Here is a 23,198-nt window from a genome sequence, read left to right as displayed (position 1 = left end):
CCGGTTCTGTCGGGAAATCGCGCGGCCGGTATCACCCGATCCGGTTATGCCTCGATCCTGTTTGCGGATCGGAGTCGAGCGAAGCTCCGGGCGAGCAGCCGGGACACGTGCATCTGGGAGACCCCGAGCTCCGCGCTGATCTGCGACTGCGTCAGGTTGCTGTAGTACCGCAGCAGGAGGATCCGCTGCTCGCGCTCGGGCAGCTGGACGAGCAGGTGCCGGACGAGGTCGCGGTGCTCGACGCCGGCCAGCTCGGGGTCCTCGTACCCGAGCCGGTCGAGCAGGCCCGGCAGGCCGTCGCCCTCCTGGGCGGCCTCCAGCGAGGTGGCGTGGTAGCTGCGCCCGGCCTCGATGCAGGAGAGCACCTCGTCCTCGCTGATCCGCAGCCGCTCCGCGATCTCGGGGGTGGTGGGGGTGCGGCCGTGGAGGGTGGTGAGGTCCTCGGTGGCGGCGTTCACCTGGACCCACAGCTCGTGGAGCCTGCGCGGCACGTGCACGGTGCGGACGTTGTCGCGGAAGTATCGTTTGATCTCGCCCACGACGGTCGGCATGGCGAAGGTCGGGAACTGCACCCCGCGGTCCGGGTCGAACCTGTCGATCGCGTTGATCAGGCCGATGGTGCCGACCTGCACCACGTCCTCCATCGGTTCGTTGCGGCTGCGGAAGCGGGCGGCCGCGTACCGCACCAGCGGCAGGTTCGCCTCGATGAGGGCGCCGCGGACCCGCTCGTGCTCGCGGCTGCCGGGCTGAAGGCCCTTCAGCTGCCCGAAGAGGACCTGGGTGAGCGCCCGGGTGTCCGCGCCCCGGCTCTGCGGCCTGGCGGGCGCCGGGGCCTGCTCCTGGCCGTGCTGGGGGTCCTGCTGGGGTGGCACCTGAGGCGCAGTACTGGCCGGCACGGTCACGCCACCCCTTCAGGTCAACCACATCGACTCATCTGTCAAAAGCGGTCATAGCATCACAACACATGTGCACTGTATGCAAGCACCGTATATCGCCGTGTTGAGGGCAAGTTGGGCATAATGGGGCGTTCTTGGAGAAGTTGCCACGAGGGCGGGGAACACAAAAACCCCCACCCGTAGGAGTGGGGGGCCATTCGGCTTGGGGCCGCCTCGGCTTACGGGTTTCAGGTCACCAGTTCGGTCATGAACGCGCCGATGCCGTGGGCGGCGTCCGAGATGCCCTGGAAGCCGATCTTCACTATGTCGGCGGCCTTGACCGGCTGGGTGATGATCACGAAGAGCGCGAAGACGACAAGCCCTCCCGTGATCATCTTCTTGGTCTCCATGAGCGGTGTCGGCCTCCCCAACCGGTCCTGCCAGGTCGGGTGAGTCTATCGGGTCGGCCCGGCGCGCCGGCCTGCTCTTCGGGACCAATGGCCCCGCCCCGCGGGCCCTTTGCCGCACCGCACTCCGGGCGCGGCCCCGCAGGATGGAGGCGGGTCCGCCGGCTGCGGCAGGAGCCGGCGGCTCCTGCCCGGTGGGGCCGCCGCGGGCCGGGACCGCGCCTCCCCTGACTGCGTCCCGGCCCGCGGCCCCGCCGTGCGCTACTGGATCGCGCCGAGCAGCCCCAGGACCGGGGCGGCGGGCGCGACGACCGGCTCCAGGTGGTTCGGGAGCTCCGCCAGCTGGTTCAGCTCGTTGAGCTGCCCGCCGATCTCCTGGACGGAGCCCGGTGCGGCCCCCTCCGGCATCCCCGCGGGACGCGGCAGGTCCGGAAGGGTGAGGAGCGCCGGGGTCGCGGCGGAGGCGGCGGGCGCGGCGAGTCCCGCGGCCGCCCCCGCGAGGGCGATGGCGGCGAGCATGCGCTGGGTCTTGGTCATGCCGTGACAACGCCCGGCGGGCGGCACGGTCACGCGGCGGGCGCCGCGGGCGTCCCGCGCTCACCGGTGCGGAGTACGGGCCCGGGGCGCGGATCCGCGGAGTTTCGCCGCCGGTACGGGGCCGTGCCACCCCGGAAACCGCCGAGAGCCCCGGCCCTTGCGGGACGAGGCTCTCGATCGGAGCGGTAGCGGAGGGATTTGAACCCCCGATGGGTTGCCCCATACTCGCTTTCGAGGCGAGCTCCTTCGGCCACTCGGACACGCTACCGAGAGAGATCCTAGCCCAAGGTCGGCCCAGTTCCGAAATCCGCTTCCCGGACGGTCCCGCCGGAGGGGCTCACAGCTCCCGGAAGAAGTCCGTCAGCTGCCGCGCGCACTCCTCGGCGAGCACGCCGCGGACCACTTCCGGGCGGTGGTTGAGCCGGCGGTCCCGTACGAGGTCCCACAGGGAGCCGGCGGCGCCCGCCTTCTCGTCCGCCGCGCCGTACACGACCCGGGCCACCCGCGCCTGGACGAGCGCGCCCGCGCACATCACGCACGGCTCCAGGGTGACGACCAGGGTGCACCCCGGAAGCCGCCACTCCCCGAGCCGGGCGGCCGCCCGGCGCAGCGCCAGCACCTCGGCGTGCGCCGTCGGGTCGCCGGCGGCCTCCCGCTCGTTGTGCCCGGCGGCGAGCAGCTCCCCGTCCGGGCCGAGCACGACGGCGCCGACCGGCACGTCGCCGGCCGGCACCGCCCGTGCGGCCTCCCGCAGCGCCAGGCGCATGGGGTCCCGCCACGGGTCCCGTACGGGATCGGGGGCGGGGCCGGACCCGGAGGGGTGCGCGGGATGGTGCTCGGTGATCACTAGCGGACTGCCTCCAGCACCTCGGTGGCGCCGAGGGACTCGGCGATCTCCGAGAGGGCGTCCCCGTCGAGGGTCATCAGCTGCTTGTGGGTCACCCCGAGGTCGTCGAGCAGGCGGGGGTCGCCGAGCGGGCCGGCCGGTACGGGCTCGGCGACGGAACCGGCACCGTCGTCCCCGTCGTCCGCCCCGCCGTACGCGGTGATCGGCTCCTCCTCGCCGTCCTCGGTGCCGTCCAGGTCCAGTTCGTCGAGTTCGTCGTCCTCCTCGTCGCTGCCCAGCAGCTCGTCGGTCAGCATCGAGCCGTAGGAGCTGCGGGAGGCCGCGGCGGCGTTCGAGACGAAGTACCGCGGGTCCTCCTCGCCGTCCACGCGGACGACGCCGAACCAGGCGTCCTCCTGCTCGATGAGGGCGACCACCGTGTCGTCGTCGACAGCGGCGGCACGGGCGAGATCGATCAGATCACTGAGGGACTCGACGCCGTCGAGTTCCATGTCGCTCGCTTCCCACCCGTCTTCGGTGCGCGCGAGCAGTGCGGCGAAGTACACCGTGACTCTCCCACTGGTCATAGGCGTGCCGGTTGGAGGTCCCCCCGGCCGGAGGTGGGGAGGGTTGGAACGGCCGTGCTGCTCGCCGTTTCGTGCCCCGCCCAATCGGCATCGTGGCAGAAACAGCGGCTTTGCGAGAGGTCTTCCGCGCTTGCGTCGTGCCGTGCCGCCCACCGCGGCGGGCGCGGGGCGCCCCGTCGGCCGCGGCGCCGCGGGGCCGCGGGCGGTCCGGCCGACGCCGGGCGGGGGTGCGCGGCGTACGGCCGACCGGCGGTCGCCCGTGCGCGCGGCCCTGCCCTGGCCTGCGGGCGCGGCGTATTCCGCCTGGTGGTCACGGGCGCCACAGGGGTCCCTCCCGCCGCAGGCGTCACCGGCGGCGCGTGCGCGTCACCAGCGGAATGTGCGCATCCGCATCTGTTGGCGCATGCGCGCGGCGCGGGCCCGCCGGGGTTGGACGCGGTCGCGCAGGGCGCGCGCTTCCATCAGGTCGCGCAGGAACTGCGCGCGGCGCGCTCGGCGCTGCGCCGCCGTTTCGGGCGCGTCGTCCTCGCCGCTGTCACGGCTCGGCTGCGTGTCGGGCATCGGCCACCACCCACCCCGGCTGGTCAGGTCTTTCTCCTCCGCCGGTACGGAGGAAACCCCTCCGCACCCACCTTCCCCCCGCCGGCCCTCTTGACGCCACCCCCGTGCAGGTCAGACGTCGTCCGAGAGGGCCGGGACGACGGCCACCGGGCCGTGCGCGTGGTGCAGTACGGCGTGCGCGACGGAGCCGACCGCGAGGCCCCGGACGCTGTGCCTCGGGTGGTGGCGGCCCACCACCACGAGCGCCGCGGACCGCGAGGCCTCGACGAGGCCGCCCGCCGCGTCCCCGGGGACGGCTGCCTGGGCGACGGCGGTGTCCGGCGCGTGCTCCCGGTGCGGCGCCAGCCGCCGGCTCTGGGCGCGCAGCGTCTCCCGTTCGGCGGGGGCGGCGTCGGAGCCGTCCGTGAGCCCCTCCGGGGTGAGCACAGCGAAGGGGGTGTCGGCCACCACCACGGGTGACGGCGCGGCGGCGTACGCGGAGAGGACCTGGAGGCCGGTGCCCCGTGCGGCCGCCTCGGCGAAGGCGAAGGCGATGACGTCGTCCGGGGTCTCCGTGACGTGCAGCCCGAGCACCACCCGCCCGGCGGAGGGGCCCGCCGCCTCACCGGCGGCGGCGTCGCGGGCCTCGTGCGGGACGACGACGACCGGACAGGGCGCCGTGCCGGAGACGGCCCTGCTGTTCGAGCCGAGCAGCAGGGCGGCGAAGCCGCCGCGCCCGCGGGAGCCCATCACCAGCATCCGGGCGCCGGCGCCGATCACGCGCAGCGCCTCCGGGACGGAGCCGGTCAGGGACTCGTAGCGGACGTCCTGCGGGGCGCCGGGGGCCTCGGCGAGCAGGGTGCGGATCCGCTCCGCGACCGGGTCCTGCCATTGGGCGGGGGCGCCCGGATCGGCGAGGGAGGAGCGGCGGGCGACGTACAGCTGCGCGCTGTCGGGCAGCACGTGGGCGACGACGAGTCCGGTGCCGTGCCGCACGGCCGCGGCGCACGCCCAGTCGAGGGCGCGCAGGCTGTGCTCCGATCCGTCGACGGCCGCGATCACCGGTTCATTGGTCACCTGACCAGGGTGCTGGGCGCCCGCCCGGGCCGCATCCGGAGGGCCCGGGCGGGCGCCGGGGCGCACGGGGGTGCGCACACCGCGTAGCCTTTTGGGTGTGGGTCGCGAAAACGTGCGGCCGTTTTTTCTGGTCGCAGGTCGAGACCCGACTCTTGAGCCTTGGAGGATGCTGTGCGTTTGCAGGTCGTCGATCACCCGCTGGTGGCGCACAAACTGACCACCCTGCGCGACAAGCGCACCGACTCCCCCACCTTCCGCCGGCTCGCCGACGAGCTGGTGACGCTCCTCGCCTACGAGGCCACCCGCGACGTCCGCACCGAGCAGTCCGACATCGAGACGCCGGTCGCCCCGACCACCGGCGTGAAGCTGTCGCACCCGCGCCCGCTGGTCGTGCCGATCCTGCGCGCCGGCCTCGGCATGCTCGACGGCATGGTGCGGCTGCTGCCGACGGCCGAGGTGGGCTTCCTGGGCATGGTCCGCAACGAGGAGACCCTGGAGGCCTCCACGTACGCGACCCGCATGCCGGAGGACCTCTCCGGGCGCCAGGTGTACGTCGTCGACCCCATGCTGGCGACGGGCGGCACGCTGGTCGCGGCCATCCAGGAGCTGATCAAGCGCGGCGCGGACGACGTCACGGCCGTGGTGCTGCTGGCCGCGCCGGAGGGCGTCGAGGTCATGGAGCGCGAGCTCGCGGGTACGCCGGTGACGGTCGTGACGGCCGCGGTGGACGAGCGGCTCAACGAGCACGGCTACATCGTCCCGGGCCTGGGCGACGCGGGCGACCGCATGTACGGCTCGGCCGAGTAGCAGTTCACAGGCCCCGGTGCCGTGCGGCGCCGGGGCCTTCTCCTGCCCACGTCCGGGCTGCCGGCCTCCCGGCCCGCCGCGGGGTCAGCAGGCCGGTGCGGCCGCCGGCTCGGGGTGGGCCAGCAGCGCCAGCTCCTGGTCCGCGGTCGCCTTCGGGCTCAGCTCCGTGAACGCGTCGCCGAGGATCAGGTCGATGTCGGCGCCCTCGCGGGCGTCGCTCTGCAGGGTGTCCCCCGCGAGCTGCGTGCCGAGCACCGAGTAGGCCGCCTTGTCGGTCTTGGGCGAGCCGAGCAGTATCCCCGTCCCGGGGACCTTCTTGTCGAAGTCGGCGGGGGCGTTGCCGACCTGGCCGACCGTGAACCCGCGCGCCTTCAGCTCGTCCCCGACGGCCTTCGCCAGGCCCGCGCGCGGGGTGGCGTTGTAGACGTTGACGGTGATGTCGGCGGGCTGCGGCAGGACCACCGCGGGGGCGCTGGCCGGGGCGGCGGAGGCCGCCCCGCTGCCCTTGTCGGGGCACTTGCCGCCGGCGGCGGCGCGCTGTCCGCCGCCGGCGCCGCGGAATACCTGGATGAGCTGCAGGCATCCGTAACCGATCAGGGCGATCCCGAGGACCGCGCCGAACACGGCGAACACGATCCGGCGGCGGCGCGGGCGCCGGCTCAGGCGGGGGTAGGCCGCTCCCGTGACGCGGTACTTTCCGCCCATGCCGGGGGGAGTGAGCATGCTCATGGGCGCAGCGTAATACCGGGCGGAGTGGTTGCCCACCGGATGATCTGCTGATAGGGCAAGACCGACCCGAAAGGCGCAATTCGCCACAAGCGGGAGGCGGGAGGGGGCGGGACGGGCCCCCGCGGCTGTCGCACGGGCCCGCTCGGCGCGGCTTCGCGCCCCGCGGTCAGTCCATTTCGAGGACGCGCGCGTGCAGGACCTGGCGCTGCTGCAGGGCCGCCCGGACCGCGCGGTGCAGGCCGTCCTCCAGGTACAGGTCGCCCTGCCACTTCACGACGTGGGCGAAGAGGTCCCCGTAGAAGGTCGAGTCCTCGGCGAGCAGCGTCTCGAGGTCCAGCTGCCCCTTGGTCGTCACCAACTGGTCGAGCCGGACCGGGCGCGGGGCGACATCCGCCCACTGCCGGGTGGTTTCCCTGCCGTGGTCGGGGTACGGCCGCCCGTTTCCGATGCGCTTGAAGATCACACGGAAAGCCTACCGGGCCCGCGCCTGCGGGCGCAGCCTCATGCCTTCGGCGCAAAAGTGGCGTACAGGGTCAATACGGAGGGCCGTATGAAGCGAGAGCGCCGTCCCGGAAGCGCCGGCCGACCGGATCGCCGCCGGGTACGCCTTCACCGGTCCGGCGCCGGAACCGGGCCTCTGCTGTGGGACGGGGCCTGCCTGCCGGACCGGCGCGTCCGCGTCCCGCTCGCCGTGCTCGGCCGCCACGGCCTGATCGCCGGCGCGACCGGGACCGGCAGGGCGAAGACCCTCCAGCTCATCGCCGAGCAGCTGTCCGCCAACGGCTTCCCGGTGTTCCTCGCCTGCCAGGGCGCTCAAGGCGGCGGAGAAGACCCACCCCCGTTCGGAGTACGACCTGGAGGAACTCCTGACGGGTCTCGGGCCGGCGAGGCCGTCGTCACCGTGCCCGACGAGAGGGCGTCCCGACCCCGCCCGCGGCGACCCGGCTGCGGGGCCCCGCAGCCGCTGACGGCGCCGGTCGGGACGGAGGCGCTCGACGGGGCGGCGGTGCACGCCTCGCCGCTGTACGCCCGTTGCGCGGAGGCGGCGGCGGAGGCGGAAGCGGAACGGGGAGAAGCGGAACGGGCGGAGGCGGAACGGGCCGGGCGCGCGGGCGGAGGCGCCGCCCCGCCGGGACCGGGCGCCGGCCCGCCGAGGCGCCCTCGCCGGTGCAGCAGGTGATGGGGAGCGGGGTGTTCCGCTCGCTCGCCCGGTCGGCCGGCACCCAGCCGGGCCGGGAGATCTCCCGCATTCTCTCCGGGACGGCCCGGCGCCGCAGGTGACGGATGGCGGTCCCGCCGGGTGACGCACCGGCCGCCCCCGCTGCCAGACTCGACCCATGCGGACCGAACTCACCGACACCACGTCCAGCAAGGTCGACCGGGCCCTGCTCGAAGCCCGGCGGGCCATCGGCAGCCCCGCCACGGGCCTGGTCCTGACCCTCGTCATCGCCACCGACGAGGAGAACGCCTACGACGCGATCCGCGCGGCCACGGAGGCCTCCCGGGAGCACCCCTGCCGCATCATCGCGGTGGTCAAGCGCACCTCGCGCGGCCCGAACCGGCTCCGCCAGACCCGGTTGGACGCCGAACTGCGGGTCGGCTCGGACGCCGGGACCGGCGAGGTCGTCGTACTGCGGCTGCACGGCGCGCTCACCGAGCAGGCCGGGTCCGTGGTGCTGCCGCTCCTCGTCCCCGACGCCCCGGTCGTCGCCTGGTGGCCCGCCGACGCGCCCGCCCACCCGGCCCGCGACCCGCTGGGCGCGCTGGCGCAGCGCCGGATCACCGACGCCGAGGCGGCCGCCGACCCGCTGGCCGCCCTGGCCGGGCAGGGGGCCGCGTACACCCCGGGGGACACCGACCTCGCCTGGACCCGGCTCACCCCCTGGCGGGCGCTGCTCGCGGCGGCGCTGGACCAGAAGCTGCTGCCGGTGACCGGCGCGGCAGTCGAGAGCGAGGCCGGCAATCCGAGCGCGGAGCTGCTCGCACGGTGGCTGGAGGACCGGCTGGGCGTGGCGGTCGAGCGGATCGCCACCGGCGGACCGGTCATCACCGGGGTCCGGCTGGCGACCCCCGAGGGCGACATCCGCGTGGACCGGCCCGACGGGGTGCTCGCCACGCTGAGCCTGCCGGACAGCCCCGACCGCACCGCCGCCCTGAAGATCCGCAGCACGGCCGAGCTGTTGTCCGAGGAGCTGCGGCGGCTGCACGCGGACGAGGTCTACGCCGCCGCCCTGCGCCGCCGCCCTGCTCCGGCCGGGGCCGGGGCTCCCGCGTAGCGGCAGGCCGGCCGGGCCGCCCGGGCCGCGGCCGGCTCAGCCGCCGCGCGCCTTGGCGGCCTTCGCCGCGGCCTTCAGCTCCTGCTTGTGCGCCCGCACCCGGGCCAGCGACTCCGGCCCGGTGATGTCCGCCGCCGAGCGGTACACGTCCGCCTCCCCGTATCCGCCGGCCGCCTCCCGCCAGCCCTCCGGCCGTACGCCGAGCTGCTTGCCCAGCAGCGCCAGGAAGATCTGCGCCTTCTGCTCGCCGAAGCCCGGCAGCGCCTTCAGCCGGTCCAGCAGCTCCGCCCCGGTCCCGACCCCGTCCCACAGCGCCGCCGCGTCCCCGTCGTAGTGCTCGACGAGATACGCGCACAGCTGCTGCACCCGCTTCGCCATCGACCCCGGATAGCGGTGGACGGCCGGCTTGCGCGCCAGCAGAGCGGCGAACTCCTCCGGGTCGCGGGCGGCGATGGCACGCGCGTCGAGATCGTCCGCGCCGAGCCGCCGCGCGATCGTGTACGGCCCGGCGAACGCCCACTCCATCGGCACCTGCTGGTCCAGCAGCATCCCGACGAGCGCGGCGAGCGGGCTGCGCCCGAGCAGCTCGTCCGCCTCCGGGTGCTGCGCCAGCCGCAGGGTGATGTCCATGGCTCCAGCCTCTCGCGCGGCCGCGCTCCGCGCGCGGGCGGCGCACCGCGCGCCTAGCGTGGAACACCGGACGGAGCCCACGACACAGGAGTCGATCGACCATGGCGGAGTTCTCGGAGGGCGCGCCCTGCTGGGCGGACGCGATGTTCAAGGACGTCGAGGCGGCGAAGGCCTTCTACGGGGAGGTGCTGGGCTGGACCTTCGGCGAGGCGGCGAGCGAGTACGGCAACTACACGCAGGCGTACTCGGACGGCAAGGCGGTCGCCGCCGTCGTCCCGCCGATGCCGGGCACCGATGCCCCGTCGCAGTGGTGCCTGTACTTCGCGTCGCCCGACGCGGCGGCCACCGCGGAGAAGATCAGGTCGGCGGGCGGCGAGGTGATGATGGGCCCGATGCAGGTCGGCACGTACGGCACCATGCTCATCGCGAAGGAGCCGAGCGGCGCGGTCTTCGGCGTCTGGCAGCAGGGCGAGCACCGGGGCTTCGAGAAGATGGGCGAGCCGGGCTCCTACACGTGGGCCGAGGTCTTCACCCGCGACCCGGAGCGGGCGGACGCCTTCTTCCCGCAGGTCTTCCCGTACGGCGCCCAGCAGATGCAGCCCGACGGCAGCCCCGAGGAGGCCGGAATGGACTTCCGGGTCTTCAGCGCGGGCGGACCGCAGAACCCGGTGCTCGGCCGGATGGCGATGGGCGCGGACTTCCCGCCGGAGGTCCCGCCGTGGGTGCAGGTGTACTTCGCGGTGCCGGACTGCGACGAGGCCGTGGCCAAGGCGAAGAAGCTCGGCGGCACCCTGCACTTCGGGCCGATGGACAGCCCGTTCGGCCGGTTCGCGGCGCTGGCGGACCAGCAGGGCGCGGCGTTCGCGGTCATCGACACCTCGACCACCCAGGGCGACATGCCCGGCATGACGGACGTCTAGCCGTGCACCTCAGCATCCGGAACCGCCTCGTCGGCCGGGTGACGGCGGTGGCCGGCGGCGATGCCATGACGACCGTCGGGGTCAGGCTGGAGGGCGGCGCGGACATCGTCGCGGCCATCACGAGCGACGCCGCCCGGGAACTCGACCTGAGCCCCGGCGCGGCGGTGACCGCCCTGGTCAAGGCCACCGACGTGGCGCTGGCGTCGGGCGCCGTCGAGGGGATCAGCATCCGGAACCAGATCTCCGGCACGGTCGCCGGCATCACCGGGGGCGGCGCCATGGCGTCGGTGCGCGTCGTCGTCAACGACGGCGAACTGACCGCCGTCGTCACCCGGGACGACATCGAGGCGCTCGCCCTCGCCCCCGGCTCGCACGTGGTCGCGCTGATCAGGTCCACGGACGTGGCCCTGGCAACGGTCTGACCGGCACGCGCCGCGCGCCCGCCATCCCGCAGGTCGGCAAGGCGGCCACCGGAGGCCGCGCACTCGCCGAGCCGGCGGATCACTCGCTGCCCGCCGCATCGCCGTAGCGGACACCGGCGTGGCCACCGGGATCACCACCCGGCCGGAGTGCGCCGTGGCGCGCACCCCCGCCACAGCGGCTTCGCGGGATGTCCGCCGCCGGGCGCGCAGGGCCGAGGAAGACCTCGCCGGTGTGCCAGGAGCGGTGGTGAGCCGCCACGGGGCGGACGCCCGGCTGCGGGCCGATGAGCGGGCGGCCTGCGAGGGCTGTGACGTGCTCGCGGGCCGCCGGGCTGCGCCCCACGAAGTGCCGGGAGACGAGGATGCGGTGGCCGTCGCCGAGACCGAGCACGCCCTTGTCGAAGAGCTTGTGGTGCAGTGCGCACAGGCACAGGCCGTTGTCCACGTCGTCCGGGCCGCCGAACGCCCACCAGCGCACGTGCGCGGCCTCCAGCCCGACCGGCGCCGCGCCGATCCGGCCGTCGTAGCCGCAGAAGGCGCACTGGTACTCGTAGGCCGTCAGCACCAGCTCCCGCATCCGCCGGTCCCGCTGCCGTCGGGCGGACGGCCCCCGTCCGGTCTCCGCGGGCTCCAGCTCAAGCCCGATCGCCTCGCAGAGTTCGCCGTGCAGGGAGGGCGGGAAATGCCGGTCGAGCAGGACGCGCGCCATTCGGCCCAGCAGCGACGGCTCCCGTCGCAGTGCCGTCCGCAGTTCCGGCGCCAGCCGCCCCGCAGCCCGGGCCGCCCGGAGGTCCCGCACTCCGCTCCCGGGACTGCCCGGCCCGCGGTCGGTGCGCACCTCCCACACGCCGTCGCTGGTCAGATGGTGGAAGGGGTACGCGGGTGTCGTCCTGCGGGGCGGCCCGTACTCGGCCAGCAGCCGCTTCAGGTCCTCTTCCACCGCGCTGTAGACCAGCTCGCCGTCGGCGTCCTCCTGGAACCGGCCGAGGGCGTACAGCAGGAGGAGCGGCTTGTGCGGAGCGCGCGCCCCGCCCTTCGTCCACTGCCGCAACGTCGCGGTCCGCTCGAGCCAGTCCACGATCGGCGATCGTAGTGCGCGCCACTGACGAGGAACTCCTCGGCGAGGGCGGACGCGCGAGCAACGGTATCGGCGCTCGTTATCCGGATACGGCGCTCATGACGCTGCGGATGCGGGAGAGCGTGAAAACACGCTCGTCGTCCCGGAGGTGGCACCAGGCTTCGAGGAAGGGCGGATCGAGGTCCAGGCGGCTGAGGGTGCGTACGGTCCGGTTGCCCGAGGCGGCGACGTACTCGACGGCGATGGCCTGGCCTGTGTCGATGGCGTGGGCGAGCTGGCGGACGTCGCTGTACGGCAGGCGCTTGGCCCACCCCGCGACGATCTCCTCGGTGTCCGTGGCGAAGGGCGCTCCTCCGGTGTACGGCGCCGGTTCCGCATCCATGACCGGGGAGGCCAGCAGCCGGGTCGCCAACGTCCTCGGGCCGAGGGGTGCGGATCGCTCCGCCGTGCTCGCGGCAGCGGGCCGGCCGCTCCTCTCCCGGGGGCCGCGCGGAGCCGGAACGGCAGGGGCGGCCCGCCGTGCCCGGACCTTCTCGATGCGTACGGTGCCCTCGGCCGTCTCGGCGACGGGGGCGTATCCCTCGGCCCGGAGCGCGGCGAGGGTCGCGTCGAGCGGGCTGTGGCTGATCAGCACCGTCGGTGCCAGTTGCCGCAGCCCGAGCTTGGCCAGCTTGCGGTGGGCGGCGAGTTCGGCGAGGAGCGCCGGCTCGTCGCCGTGGAGGACGCAGACCGCGGGGGCGACGCGCACGCGCCCGTGGCCGCGCGCCGTGTCGGCGATCAGGTACGAGAGAGGCTGCGGCAGCGGTCCGGCCGCGATGGCGGCCAAGTCGGCTGTGATGTCCTCGCAGCCTCGGCCGGCGTCGAGCGCCCGGCGGACGCTGCCGGCGCTGAACCGCCACACCGACGCCGTACCGCTGGCTTCCCGGTCCGCGACGGAGTCCAGGAACGCGGCCAGCCGCGCGGACGGTGTGCCGGTGACGACAGCGGTGAGGTCGGCCCCGATCCGGGCCGTCGAGGCGGCCGAGGGCAGCAGCCGGCGGCATTCGCTGTCCAGGAGCTCGGTGTCGCCGGTCACCAGGTGGATGCCGATGGCGGACAGGGCGCCGCGTGCGAGCACGCCCAGGAGCTCGGCCTCGCGGATCACGGTGGCGAACGGGGGCTCGTCCGGCGCCGAGTCGGCCAGGGGCCGGTGCCAGGCGACCAGCGGCCCCAGGTCCGACGCGACCCGCGCGCCCTGTCCGGCCGGGAGGGACGAGGCCGCGGCCAGCAGCCCGTCGCGGGCCTGCGTACAGCCGCTGCACGGCGGAGCGCCGGCCAGCGCCGGGAGTGCCTTGCCGTCCTCGTCGCGCGCCCGGGTGGGGGTGAGCGGCAGGTCGCGCCATGCCCGGAGCAGCACGGCGAACCGGTCTGCCGGCTCCTGCTCCGCCCAGGTGTCGTAAGCCTCGGCGGCGGACACGTGATCGCCGTCCCGGGCCAGCAGCCCGGCGGCATACGCGGTCTCCAGGGTGAGGCGTACGACGGCGTCGCCTGCCTGGGCCGCCTTGCCGATCCGAGCCAGTTCGCGCGCCCCGACCCCGCCGGACTTGAGCCGGGCCGGCGGGGTCGCCGAGCAGACCGACAGGACCGAGGCGGCGCCGGCGGCGAACGCCGAGGCGGCGGCTGACGCCTCGGCGTCGACCTCCCTCGCGGTGACGGATACCCGTCCCACGGGAGGCGGAACGGGCTGGAACGGAGCGTGCCAGCCGTGCCCGCGCAGCGCGAGCGCCACCTCGGTGGGCATGCGGGCCGGGCCGTAGGAGTGACGGTCCCGGACCAGGAGCCCCCGGTCCAGCGCCCACCGAGCGCCCGGTTCGGGATCGGGGCCCGGACTCCCGAACACGATGAACGGTGCGGGCCTCGCCGGCTCGGCTCCCGCCCGGTCTTCGAGCAGCTTCCGGGTCGCCGCAGGGGCCTTGGCGGCCACGGAGAGGATCCGCTCCGGGTCGCTGTGGTGCTCCACCAGCGCGGCCAGACGCTGTGCCTTGCTGCCCGGCGGCCTGACGCCCAATGCCGACAACATCTGGCGCAGCTCGTCGGAGGTCGCACCGGCGAGCAGCTCCTCCAGAGGGGCATCCAGACCCAGGGGCGCGTCCCACGCCTGCCGCAGCGGTCCGGCCATGCGGAGCCTCCCCGCGCCGTCCGGCCAGACCAGAGCATGATCGGCCAGAGCCTCCAGTACGGCCTCCAGCTCGCGGGCGGTACCGTCGTCGGCCGCCCCCAGCAGTTCGGCCAGGGCATCGCCCGAGGCGCGCCCGCGCAGCGCGGCCAGCGCCTCGGCGACCTGGAGATGCGGCAGCGCGAGCCGTCGCAGGGAAAGCACCACCGACCCCGGGCGCTGCAGGCGGTCGGCAAGCTCCCCCACCGAACGCGGCTCCGGAGGGGACGCCGTGTCGCTCCGCGCCTCGAGCACGCGTGCCAGACGGCAGGCGTCGAGACCGCCCAGCCACGTCGCCAGCGTCGATCGGGACTCCATACGGGGCACCTCGTGTGATCAGGACCATGGCCGCGGGGGTGTCGCCGCGGAATCCAAGGATCTCGCACCTCTGTGATCCCCGGAGGCCGTACAGACGGGACTGCTTTCGAGGGTGTACAGGAAGAGCAGCGGCTTGCCTGCACGTGCCGGACGCCGCGGTGAAGGACGTGGCCCGGAAGATCGCGGATGCCCTCTGGGGCCCTCGGGAACCCCCGCAGTGGACAACAACCAGGACAACGGCGACTGAGGACAACGGCGAAGGGCCCCGCTGATGATCAGCGGGGCCCTTCGTCTCGCCTGTTCAGGCGGCTGCGGAGGATACGAGATTCGAACTCGTGAGGGGTTGCCCCCAACACGCTTTCCAAGCGTGCGCCCTAGGCCTCTAGGCGAATCCTCCGCGACGAACAATACAAGACGATGAGGGGTGCTAGCGAACTCGATACCCGGGGCCTCCATCCGCTAGGGTGGGGGCAGCCCCTCACGTGGCGCTATCTCACCCAACTCCCCCAGGGCCGGAAGGCAGCAAGGGTAAGTGGGCTCTGGCGGGTGCGTGGGGGGCGTTTGCGTTCCCGGGGCCGGGCGGGCGGGCGCCGGATGTGCGGCGGGGCGGTTTGTCGGCGGGCCCGGATAACCTCGTAGACGTGTCGTCCCTTGCGCTGTACCGCCGCTACCGCCCCGAGTCGTTCGCCGAGGTCATCGGCCAGGAGCATGTCACCGCTCCGCTGATGCAGGCTTTGCGGAACAACCGGGTCAACCACGCGTACCTGTTCAGCGGGCCCCGCGGCTGTGGCAAGACCACCAGCGCGCGCATCCTGGCCCGGTGCCTGAACTGTGAGCAGGGTCCCACTCCCGATCCCTGCGGGGAGTGCCAGTCCTGCCGGGACCTCGCGCGCAACGGCCCGGGGTCGATCGACGTGATCGAGATCGACGCCGCCTCGCACGGCGGTGTCGACGACGCCCGCGACCTGCGGGAGAAGGCGTTCTTCGGGCCGGCGTCCAGCCGCTACAAGATCTACATCATCGACGAGGCCCACATGGTCACCTCGGCGGGCTTCAACGCCCTCCTGAAGGTGGTCGAGGAGCCGCCGGAGCACCTGAAGTTCATCTTCGCGACCACCGAGCCCGAGAAGGTCATCGGGACCATCCGGTCGCGGACGCACCACTACCCGTTCCGGCTGGTGCCGCCCGGGACGCTGCGCGACTACCTGGGCGAGGTGTGCGGCCGGGAGGGCGCCAAGGTCGAGGACGGCGTGCTGCCGCTCGTGGTGCGGGCCGGCGCGGGCTCCGTGCGCGACTCGATGTCCGTCATGGACCAGCTGCTCGCGGGCGCCGCCGACGAGGGGGTGACGTACGCCATGGCGACGTCCCTGCTCGGCTACACCGACGGGTCGCTGCTGGACTCCGTCGTGGACGCGTTCGCCGCGGGGGACGGGGCCGCCGCGTTCGAGGTCGTCGACCGGGTCGTCGAGGGCGGGAACGACCCGCGCCGGTTCGTCGCGGACCTGCTGGAGCGGCTGCGGGACCTCGTGATCCTGGCCGCCGTGCCCGATGCGGCGGAGAAGGGGCTGATCGACGCCCCCGCCGACGTGCTGGAGCGGATGCAGGCGCAGGCCTCCGTCTTCGGGGCGGCCGAGCTCAGCCGCGCCGCCGACCTGGTGAACACCGGTCTGACCGAGATGCGGGGCGCCACCTCGCCGCGGCTCCAGCTGGAGCTGATCTGTGCGCGCGTGCTGCTGCCCGCCGCGTTCGACGACGAGCGGTCCTTCCAGGCCCGCCTGGAGCGGCTGGAGCGGGGCGGTGCCCTCATGGCGGGGGCCGCCGCGCTCGGGACGCCCCCCGCCGCGCCCGTGCCCCCGACCGCGGCCGTGGCCCCGACCGCGGCCGTGGCCGCGCCGCCGGTCGTGCAGCCTGCGGCGCCGCAGCCCGCCATGGGGTACTCGCCGGGTCCCGAGGCGCACGCCATGGTGCCGGTGGCGGCCCCGCCCGCACCGCCGGCCGCCCAGCCCGCCGCGCCGGCCGCGGAGGCTCCGGCGGCGCCCGGCGCGTGGCCGGGGGCAGCAAAGCCCGGCTCCGGGGTGCGGGGCGCCTGGCCCACCGCGGCCGCGCCCGGGCAGGGCGCCCCCGCCCCGGCCTCGGCCGCCCCGGCACCGGAGGCCCCTCCCGCTCCCGCTCCCGCTCCCGCCCCGGCCGCCGCGGCGGCTCCGGCCGCGCAGCCCTCCCCGGGCATGGCGGCGGGCGCCGGGCAGGTCCAGGCGATGTGGCCCGGCATCCTGGAGGCCGTCAAGAACCGCCGCCGCTTCACCTGGATCCTGCTCAGCCAGAACGCCCAGGTCACCGGCTTCGACGGAACCACCCTCCAGCTCGGCTTCCCGAACGCCGGAGCCCGCGACAACTTCGCGAGCAGTGGCAGCGAGGACGTGCTCAAGGCCGTCCTGGCCGAGCAGTTCCAGGTCAACTGGAAGATCGACGCCGTCGTCGGCGGCGGCCAGCCCGCCCCGCAGCCGTCCGCGTACGGCGCCCCGGCATACGGGGCCCCGGCTCCCGCCTACAGCCCGCCCCCGGCGGCTCCGGCGGCCGCCCCGCCCTCCGCCCCCGCGGCCCCGGCGGCCGCCCCGCAGTCCGCCGGCCCGCCCCGGCAGCAGCCCCCGCAGGCCGCGGCCGCGCCGCAGGCGCCCGTACGGCAGGCGCCGCCGCCGGTCGCGCCCGAGGACGACGTACCGGAGGAGGACGACCCCGACCTCGTCGAGAGCGCGCTGACCGGCCACGACCTCATCGTGCGGGAGCTCGGAGCGACCGTTGTGGAGGAATACACGAACGAGTAGGGGCCCGTTTTCGGGTGGCCGCACAAAGGGCCGGCGCGCGAGCGGGCTAGGCTGCATGGCGTGAAGGTCCTCGTCATCGGCAGCGGCGCCCGCGAACACGCCCTGTGCCGCTCCCTGTCCCTCGACCCCGCCGTCGACGCGCTGTACTGCGCACCCGGCAACGCCGGCATCGCCGAGGTGGCGGAGCTGCGCCCGGTCGACGCCCTCGACGGCGCCGCCGTGGCCGGCCTCGCCGCCGAGCTCGGCGCCGGCCTGGTCGTCATCGGCCCCGAAGCGCCCCTCGTCGCCGGCGTCGCCGACGCCGTCCGCGCCGCCGGCATCCCCGTCTTCGGGCCGTCCCGCGAGGCGGCGCAGCTGGAGGGGTCCAAGGCGTTCGCGAAGGACGTCATGGCCGCGGCCGGCGTCCCGACGGCGCGCAGCTACGTCTGCACCACGCCCGAGGAGGTCGACGAGGCGCTCGACGCCTTCGGCGCCCCCTACGTCGTCAAGGACGACGGCCTCGCGGCAGGCAAGGGCGTCGTCGTCACCGACGACCTGGAGGCCGCCCGCGCCCACGCGCTGGCCTGCGACCGCGTCGTCATCGAGGAGTACCTCGACGGCCCCGAGGTCTCCCTCTTCGCCATCACCGACGGCGTCACCGTGGTCCCGCTGCGCCCCGCGCAGGACTTCAAGCGCGCGCTCGACGGCGACCAGGGCCCCAACACCGGCGGCATGGGCGCCTACTCGCCGCTGCCGTGGGCCGACCCCAAGCTGGTCGACGAGGTCATGGCGACGGTGCTCCAGCCGACCGTCGACGAGCTGCGCCGCCGCGGCACGCCCTTCTCCGGGCTGCTGTACGCCGGCCTTGCGATCACCTCGCGCGGCGTCCGCGTCATCGAGTTCAACGCCCGCTTCGGCGACCCCGAGACCCAGGTCGTCCTGGCCCGGCTGAAGACCCCGCTGGCGGGCGTGCTGCTGAACGCCGCCAACGGCACCCTGGACGCGGAGCCGCCGCTGTCGTGGCGCGACGACGCCGCCGTCACGGTGGTCATCGCCTCGCACAACTACCCCGGTACGCCGCGCACCGGCGACCGGATCGAGGGCCTGGACGAGGTCGCCGCCGAGGACGGCCCCGACGCGTACGTGCTGCACGCGGGGACCCGCCGCGAGGGCGACGCCGTCGTCAGCGCGGGGGGCCGCGTCCTGTCGGTGACCGCCACCGGCGCCGACCTCGCGGAGGCCCGCGAGAAGGCGTACCGGGCCGTCGCGCGGATCCGGCTGGACGGCTCCCAGCACCGTACGGACATCGCCGCCAAGGCGGCCGCGGGTAGCTGAGCAGCCCGATCCGCGACGCGGGCCCGGTGCGCGAGACGGCGCGCACCGGGCCCGCGCGCGTGTGCGCAGCAGCCCTTGACGGTCAAGGGCTGGTCGGCGCGCACCGGCCCGCGCGCGTGTGCGTGTGCGAGTGCCTCCGGCCGCGTTCGAACGCAGCAGCTTTACCCAAAGCCATTCCATCGGGTGATCGTCATACTGTCCGGCTGACTGCCGGCCGCTCCCCAACTAGGGTGCGGCGCAAGCATTCCGGCACTTGGCCCACCGGCATTGCGATGTCAGTGGCGGGTGTCACAGTGGGGGAGTGAGCGAAACCGCCGCAGGGCAGAGGGGGTGAGGTCCGGCCGTGTCCGGAACCGGTTCGTATCGGGAAGGCGGCGCGCCGTCCGCGCGCTCCCGGGCCCTGGCCGTGCTCCGCGTGCGGAGCAGGGCGCTGGCCGTCTGCCTGCTGCCCGCCGCCGCGGCGGTCGTGCTGGTGACCGCCCGCATGACGGGCCGGCTCGCCGGCGACCCCTGGCCGCTGGTGACCCTGGTCGTCTGCGCCGTCGCCGCCGTGGTGCTGCTCGCCGCGGGCGTCTTCGCCGCCGTGGTGCTGCGGGCCGGCCCGCCCGTGACCCCGACCGTGCCGCTGGCCGAGTCGGACGCGCCCGACCTGTACCGGCTCGTGCGGGACCTGGCCGACCGGATGGAGGTGCCGCCGCCGTCGGCGATAGCGCTCGCGCCGGACTGCGACAGCTGGCTGGAGGACCGCACGCATGCGGCCCACCGCCGGCGGGGCGCGGCCGCCGGCCCGGGCGGGGAGCCCGGCGCCGCGCCGGTGCTGGTGATCGGCTCCCCGTTCCTGTGGTGGATGCGGGTGGCGGAGCTGCGGGCGGTGCTCGCGCCGGTCGTCGCCGGTACGGGGCCCTCGGCGCATCCGGACATAGCCGACGCCCGCAGCTTCGTGCGCGGGCTCGACGCCGCCGCCGACGTGGGCAGCCGGCCCGGCCTCGGCTGGATCGGCCGCCCGGCCCGCCTGCTGCTGCGGCTCTGCCGGGACGACGCCGCCGAGATGGAGCGCGGTGTCGCCGCCGCGGCGTCCGCGCGGGCGGAGCGGGTCGACTACGGGCTCCGGATCACCGCCCAGGAGCAGGTCGGCCTCGCCTACGCGGGCTGGGACCGGCTGCTGACCAGGGTGGCGCTGCCCGCCTGGCGGATGGGCCGCTGGCCCTCCCACCTCGACGCGGGGGTCGTCTCCGCGCTGACCGAGCTGTCCCGGCGGGACCGGCTGGCCGACGGGTTCGCCTCCCGGCTGGGCGAGCGGCCCGCCTGCGACCTGCTGGAGAGGCCGGGCGCGGTGGACGAGGCGGCCTCACTGCTCGCCGCGCGGCTGTTCCACGGCGGCCCGGCCGAGCCGGGGCCGCGGTGGTCGCCGGTGGACTGGGCCGCGTACCCGGAGGAGGTCGTGGACCGGAAGTGGCGCCAGGAGGCGGCCCGGCTGCATGCCGCGCTGGACGCCCTCGCGGCGCCGGCCGGCACGGGGCCCACCCTGGACCGGGTCCTCGGCTACCTGGCGGGCGGGGGCGGCGAAGGCAGCCGCGGGGAGGCCCTCGCCGGGCGCCTCAGCGCCGCCGTGGCCCGGGAGGAACGTTCCGCGGAGCACCGCACCGAGCCGGCGTGCGGGGCGGACGCGGTGCCGCTGTTCCCGCTCCAGCCGCAGCGCAGCGGCCGCGACCTGCTCGCCGACCACGTGACGGCCGCGGTGTGCTGCGCCGCCGTCGACGGCGTGGGCGCCGGCCCGGGCCTGGACTGGCTGGACGGCCCCGTCCTCCTGGTCGCCGGGGAGCGCCGCAAGGACCTCGCCCCCCGCGTCCTGAGCCTCGTGGAGGACGGCGACCCGGACCCCCTCCGCGACTGGCTCGCCGCCCTGGGCATCCGCCCGGAGAAGCCGATCCGCCTCCTCTGACCGCCCCGGCCGTTCCGCGCCCTCCGGGGCCGGTGTCCCGACCCGCCCCAGCCCGGCCCGGCGGCACCCTGCACCACTCACGTCCCACCGGTCACTCCCGTTCGCAGACCCGCGTCGGCTCGCTTTTTCGGGCTGGTGGCCGGTTGTGGCGAACGGTGACGGAATCAGCGCGTTATGTGATGTGCTGGGACCGGCCGCGGTCGGTCGCCCGGGCAGCCGAGCCGTGCCGGCATGCAGCAGAGGACCGTACGGGGGAGCGAGGGAGGGGCGCGGAATGGGTTCGGACCAGATCCGGCGGTGGGAGTCGGGGGCACTCGCCCATGCGGTGAACGACCCCTTCGGGCAGGGGCCCCTGCCGTGGTTCCGGGGCAGCGAGGTGTACTTCGGCGACACCGGGCAGGTCGTGCCCTGGTATGTCGACCCGGCCGTCGCCTCCGGCGGGCCGGCCCGCCGCACCGGCGGCCCCCGCACCGCGGACGACGTGCACCGGCAGATCAAGGGGTTCGCCTCCACCGGCGCGGTGGCCCCGGGCGAGGCCATCGACTTCCACATCACGGTCGACCCGCCGCAGCAGTTCTCGGTCGACGTCTACCGCATCGGCCACTACGGCGGCGACGGCGCCTCGAAGATCACCACCAGCCCGCGCCTCTCCGGGATCGTCCAGCCGCCCCCGCTCACCGCCGACCGGACCGTCTCCTGCCACCACTGGTGGCTGTCGTGGCGGCTGCAGATCCCGTCGTACTGGAACCTCGGCGCCTATGTGGCCGTGCTGACCACCGCCGACGGCTACCGGTCCCACATCCCGTTCACCGTCCGCGACGAGCACCCCGCCGACCTGCTCCTGCTGCTGCCGGACATCACCTGGCAGGCGTACAACCTGTACCCGGAGGACGGCCGCACCGGCGCCAGCCTGTACCACGCGTGGGACGCGGACGGCCGGCTGCTCGGCGAGCGGGACGCGGCGGTCACCGTCTCCTTCGACCGCCCCTACGCCGGCGCGGGGCTCCCGCTCCACGTCGGCCACGCCTACGACTTCATCCGCTGGGCAGAGCGCTACGGCTACGACCTCGCCTACGCCGACACCCGGGACCTGCACGCCGGCCGCGTCGACCCCGCCCGCTACCGCGGCCTCGTCTTCCCCGGCCACGACGAGTACTGGTCGGCGGCCATGCGCCGCACCGTCGAGCAGGCCCGCGACCACGGCACCTCCCTCGTCTTCCTCTCCGCCAACACCATGTACTGGCAGGTCGAGCTGGGCCCCTCCCCCTCCGGCGTCCCCGACCGGCTCCTGACCTGCCGGAAACGCCGTGGACCGGGCCGCCCCTGCCTGTGGCGGGAGGTCGACCGCCCGGAGCAGCAGCTCCTCGGCATCCAGTACGCGGGCCGGGTCCCGGAGCCCGCCCCGCTCGTCGTCCGCAACGCCGCGCACTGGCTGTGGGACTCCACCGGCGCGGGCGAGAACGACGAGCTGCCCGGCCTGGTCGCGGGCGAGGCAGACCGGTACTTCCCGCGCACCCAGCTGCCCGAGCACCACGACCGGATCCTCCTCGCGCACTCCCCGTACCTCGACGGGGACGGGGTGCGGCGGCACCAGGAGACCTCCCTGTACCGGGCCCCCAGCGGGGCGCTCGTCTTCGCGTCCGGGACCTTCGCGTGGTCCCCGGCGCTGGACCGCCCCGGCCACGTCGACGAGCGGATCCAGCGGGCCACGGCGAACCTCCTCGACCGGATCTGCAAGAGGGACTGAGCCGGGCGCCGCACCCCGGTCGGCCCGACCCTCGTCGGCTCCCGCGCGGCCGGTGCGGGAGAATGGGGCTGCGCTCGTACAGAACCACAGGGAGACCCCGTGTCCGGATTCGTCGAAAAGCCCGAGCCGGTGCAGGTGCCGGGCCTCGTCCACCTCCACACCGGCAAGGTGCGGGACCTCTACCGCGACGGGGACGGCAACCTCGTCATGGTCGCCAGCGACCGCATCTCCGCCTTCGACTGGGTGCTGCCCACCGGCATCCCGGACAAGGGCCGCGTCCTGACGCAGCTGTCGCTGTGGTGGTTCGACCAGCTCGCCGACCTCGTCCCCAACCACGTCATCGGCACCGACCTGCCCGCCGGCGCCCCCGCCGACTGGGCGGGCCGCACCCTCGTCTGCAAGGACCTGGAGATGGTCCCGGTCGAGTGCGTGGCCCGCGGCTACCTCACCGGCTCCGGCCTCGCCGAGTACCGGCAGACCCGTACGGTGTGCGGGCTCGCCCTGCCCGAGGGGCTCGTCGACGGCTCGGAGCTGCCCGCGCCGATCTTCACGCCGGCGGCCAAGGCCGAGGTCGGCGAGCACGACGAGAACGTCTCGTACGAGGAGGTGGCCCGCACCACCGGTGCCGAGACCGCCGCCCTGCTGCGCCGGACGACCCTGGACGTGTACGGCCGGGCCCGGGACATCGCCCGCGAGCGCGGGATCATCCTCGCGGACACCAAGTTCGAGTTCGGTTTCGACCGCGATGGGACGCTGGTCGCCGCCGACGAGGTGCTGACCCCCGACTCCTCCCGCTTCTGGCCGGCCGACCGGTGGGAGCCGGGCCGCGCCCAGCCCTCCTTCGACAAGCAGTTCGTCCGCGACTGGCTGTCCTCCCCGGCCTCCGGCTGGGACCCCAAGGGCGAACTGCCGCCGCCCGCGCTGCCGCAGGACGTCGTCGAGCAGACCCGCGCCAAGTACGTCGAGGCGTACGAGCGGCTCACCGGCCTGTCCTGGTCCTGAACGGGTTCCCCCGGCCGGGCCGGGGGATACGCCGGAAGCCCCCGGTCGGTGACCGGGGGCTTCCCTGTGGAGCGGACAACGAGACTCGAACTCGCGACATCCACCTTGGCAAGGTGGTGCTCTACCAACTGAGCTATGTCCGCAGGCG

21 protein-coding genes, 3 tRNA genes, 1 other RNA gene and 1 pseudogene are annotated in these 23,198 nt (G+C 74.8%); 11 read left to right on the top strand and 15 right to left on the bottom strand.

The annotated features are described in order from the left end of the window. Window positions 1–44 precede the first annotated feature (44 nt). The 8 genes from ACZ462_RS10510 to ACZ462_RS10475 all read right to left on the bottom strand — a co-directional run bounded on the left by ACZ462_RS10510 (window position 45) and on the right by ACZ462_RS10475 (window position 4,849). Window positions 45–896 carry an RNA polymerase sigma factor SigF gene (locus ACZ462_RS10510; protein WP_467805759.1) on the bottom strand — a complete coding sequence of 284 codons (852 nt, stop codon included), beginning with the start codon at window positions 894–896 and terminating at the stop codon, window positions 45–47. A gap of 227 nt (window positions 897–1,123) precedes the next feature. Then, window positions 1,124–1,285, bottom strand: coding sequence for a hypothetical protein (locus ACZ462_RS10505; RefSeq protein WP_185902808.1), 162 nt, complete (start codon window positions 1,283–1,285; stop codon window positions 1,124–1,126). Window positions 1,286–1,543: 258 nt separating this feature from the next. Further along, window positions 1,544–1,819 carry a hypothetical protein gene (locus tag ACZ462_RS10500; protein ID WP_467805760.1) on the bottom strand — a complete coding sequence of 92 codons (276 nt, stop codon included), beginning with the start codon at window positions 1,817–1,819 and terminating at the stop codon, window positions 1,544–1,546. Window positions 1,820–2,002: 183 nt separating this feature from the next. Beyond that, window positions 2,003–2,087 (bottom strand) — tRNA-Ser (locus tag ACZ462_RS10495). A gap of 69 nt (window positions 2,088–2,156) precedes the next feature. Continuing rightward, the gene (gene tadA / locus ACZ462_RS10490) at window positions 2,157–2,585 is read right to left on the bottom strand and encodes a tRNA adenosine(34) deaminase TadA (protein ID WP_467805818.1); all 429 of its coding nucleotides are present in this window, start codon (window positions 2,583–2,585) and stop codon (window positions 2,157–2,159) included. 80 nt (window positions 2,586–2,665) lie between these two features. Continuing rightward, on the bottom strand, window positions 2,666–3,211 hold the full coding sequence (locus tag ACZ462_RS10485) for a tRNA adenosine deaminase-associated protein (protein WP_467805820.1): 546 nt from the start codon (window positions 3,209–3,211) through the stop codon (window positions 2,666–2,668). 387 nt (window positions 3,212–3,598) lie between these two features. Beyond that, complete coding sequence (locus tag ACZ462_RS10480) at window positions 3,599–3,793, bottom strand: hypothetical protein (protein WP_114058232.1); 195 nt, start codon at window positions 3,791–3,793, stop codon at window positions 3,599–3,601. A 111-nt stretch (window positions 3,794–3,904) separates the two neighbouring features. Next, window positions 3,905–4,849, bottom strand: coding sequence for a universal stress protein (locus ACZ462_RS10475; RefSeq protein ID WP_467805761.1), 945 nt, complete (start codon window positions 4,847–4,849; stop codon window positions 3,905–3,907). 171 nt (window positions 4,850–5,020) lie between these two features. Between ACZ462_RS10475 and upp the strand changes: the two genes are divergently transcribed. After that, the gene (gene upp / locus ACZ462_RS10470) at window positions 5,021–5,656 is read left to right on the top strand and encodes a uracil phosphoribosyltransferase (protein ID WP_114058231.1); all 636 of its coding nucleotides are present in this window, start codon (window positions 5,021–5,023) and stop codon (window positions 5,654–5,656) included. 84 nt (window positions 5,657–5,740) lie between these two features. On the opposite strand, the gene ACZ462_RS10465 is transcribed toward upp, so the two are convergent. Both ACZ462_RS10465 and ACZ462_RS10460 read right to left on the bottom strand, forming a co-directional pair. After that, entirely contained in the window at window positions 5,741–6,385 is a 645-nt protein-coding gene (locus tag ACZ462_RS10465) for a LytR C-terminal domain-containing protein (RefSeq protein WP_467805762.1), read from the bottom strand. A 166-nt stretch (window positions 6,386–6,551) separates the two neighbouring features. Continuing rightward, the gene (locus tag ACZ462_RS10460; protein ID WP_114058229.1) at window positions 6,552–6,848 is read right to left on the bottom strand and encodes a type II toxin-antitoxin system VapB family antitoxin; all 297 of its coding nucleotides are present in this window, start codon (window positions 6,846–6,848) and stop codon (window positions 6,552–6,554) included. 127 nt (window positions 6,849–6,975) lie between these two features. On the opposite strand from ACZ462_RS10460, the pseudogene ACZ462_RS10455 reads away from it, so the two are divergent. Beyond that, window positions 6,976–7,187, top strand: a pseudogene (locus ACZ462_RS10455) (helicase HerA-like domain-containing protein); the annotation flags it as partial. Between the two features lie 535 nt (window positions 7,188–7,722). Further along, window positions 7,723–8,661, top strand: coding sequence for a glucose-6-phosphate dehydrogenase assembly protein OpcA (gene opcA, locus ACZ462_RS10450; protein WP_467805763.1), 939 nt, complete (start codon window positions 7,723–7,725; stop codon window positions 8,659–8,661). A gap of 36 nt (window positions 8,662–8,697) precedes the next feature. Here opcA and ACZ462_RS10445 read toward each other — a convergent pair whose 3' ends face one another. Then, window positions 8,698–9,291 (bottom strand): HhH-GPD-type base excision DNA repair protein, encoded by a 594-nt coding sequence (locus ACZ462_RS10445; protein WP_467805764.1) that lies wholly within the window; start codon window positions 9,289–9,291, stop codon window positions 8,698–8,700. A 101-nt stretch (window positions 9,292–9,392) separates the two neighbouring features. Here ACZ462_RS10445 and ACZ462_RS10440 point away from each other — a divergent pair, with 101 nt between their 5' ends. Beyond that, window positions 9,393–10,211 (top strand): VOC family protein, encoded by an 819-nt coding sequence (locus ACZ462_RS10440; RefSeq protein WP_467805765.1) that lies wholly within the window; start codon window positions 9,393–9,395, stop codon window positions 10,209–10,211. A 2-nt stretch (window positions 10,212–10,213) separates the two neighbouring features. Further along, window positions 10,214–10,633, top strand: a complete 420-nt coding sequence (locus ACZ462_RS10435; protein WP_467805766.1) for a TOBE domain-containing protein — start codon at window positions 10,214–10,216, stop codon at window positions 10,631–10,633. A 79-nt stretch (window positions 10,634–10,712) separates the two neighbouring features. Here ACZ462_RS10435 and ACZ462_RS10430 read toward each other — a convergent pair whose 3' ends face one another. The 3 genes from ACZ462_RS10430 to ACZ462_RS10420 form a co-directional block, all read right to left on the bottom strand. Then, window positions 10,713–11,711 (bottom strand): phosphorothioated DNA-binding restriction endonuclease, encoded by a 999-nt coding sequence (locus ACZ462_RS10430; RefSeq protein WP_467805767.1) that lies wholly within the window; start codon window positions 11,709–11,711, stop codon window positions 10,713–10,715. A 79-nt stretch (window positions 11,712–11,790) separates the two neighbouring features. Further along, window positions 11,791–14,223 (bottom strand): helicase-associated domain-containing protein, encoded by a 2,433-nt coding sequence (locus ACZ462_RS10425; RefSeq protein WP_467805768.1) that lies wholly within the window; start codon window positions 14,221–14,223, stop codon window positions 11,791–11,793. 312 nt (window positions 14,224–14,535) lie between these two features. Next, window positions 14,536–14,620 (bottom strand) — tRNA-Ser (locus ACZ462_RS10420). Between the two features lie 72 nt (window positions 14,621–14,692). Here ACZ462_RS10420 and ffs point away from each other — a divergent pair. From ffs to ACZ462_RS10390, 6 genes are all read left to right on the top strand, one after another. Continuing rightward, window positions 14,693–14,791, top strand: an RNA gene (gene ffs, locus ACZ462_RS10415) — signal recognition particle sRNA small type. Window positions 14,792–14,864: 73 nt separating this feature from the next. Then, entirely contained in the window at window positions 14,865–17,045 is a 2,181-nt protein-coding gene (locus ACZ462_RS10410; protein ID WP_467805769.1) for a DNA polymerase III subunit gamma and tau, read from the top strand. A gap of 60 nt (window positions 17,046–17,105) precedes the next feature. Beyond that, entirely contained in the window at window positions 17,106–18,359 is a 1,254-nt protein-coding gene (purD, locus tag ACZ462_RS10405; RefSeq protein WP_467805771.1) for a phosphoribosylamine--glycine ligase, read from the top strand. Window positions 18,360–18,702: 343 nt separating this feature from the next. Then, the gene (locus ACZ462_RS10400) at window positions 18,703–20,301 is read left to right on the top strand and encodes a M48 family metalloprotease (protein ID WP_467805772.1); all 1,599 of its coding nucleotides are present in this window, start codon (window positions 18,703–18,705) and stop codon (window positions 20,299–20,301) included. 274 nt (window positions 20,302–20,575) lie between these two features. Further along, window positions 20,576–22,048, top strand: coding sequence for a N,N-dimethylformamidase beta subunit family domain-containing protein (locus tag ACZ462_RS10395; RefSeq protein ID WP_467805774.1), 1,473 nt, complete (start codon window positions 20,576–20,578; stop codon window positions 22,046–22,048). Between the two features lie 99 nt (window positions 22,049–22,147). Continuing rightward, window positions 22,148–23,050, top strand: a complete 903-nt coding sequence (locus ACZ462_RS10390; RefSeq protein ID WP_467805775.1) for a phosphoribosylaminoimidazolesuccinocarboxamide synthase — start codon at window positions 22,148–22,150, stop codon at window positions 23,048–23,050. 67 nt (window positions 23,051–23,117) lie between these two features. On the opposite strand, the gene ACZ462_RS10385 is transcribed toward ACZ462_RS10390, so the two are convergent. Continuing rightward, window positions 23,118–23,193 (bottom strand) — tRNA-Gly (locus ACZ462_RS10385). Window positions 23,194–23,198: the final 5 nt, after the last annotated feature.

The organism is Streptomyces sp. NPDC031121, assembly GCF_055570615.1.
Note: the sequence above shows the minus strand (reverse complement) of the source record. Positions and strands in the feature narration are given on the sequence as shown.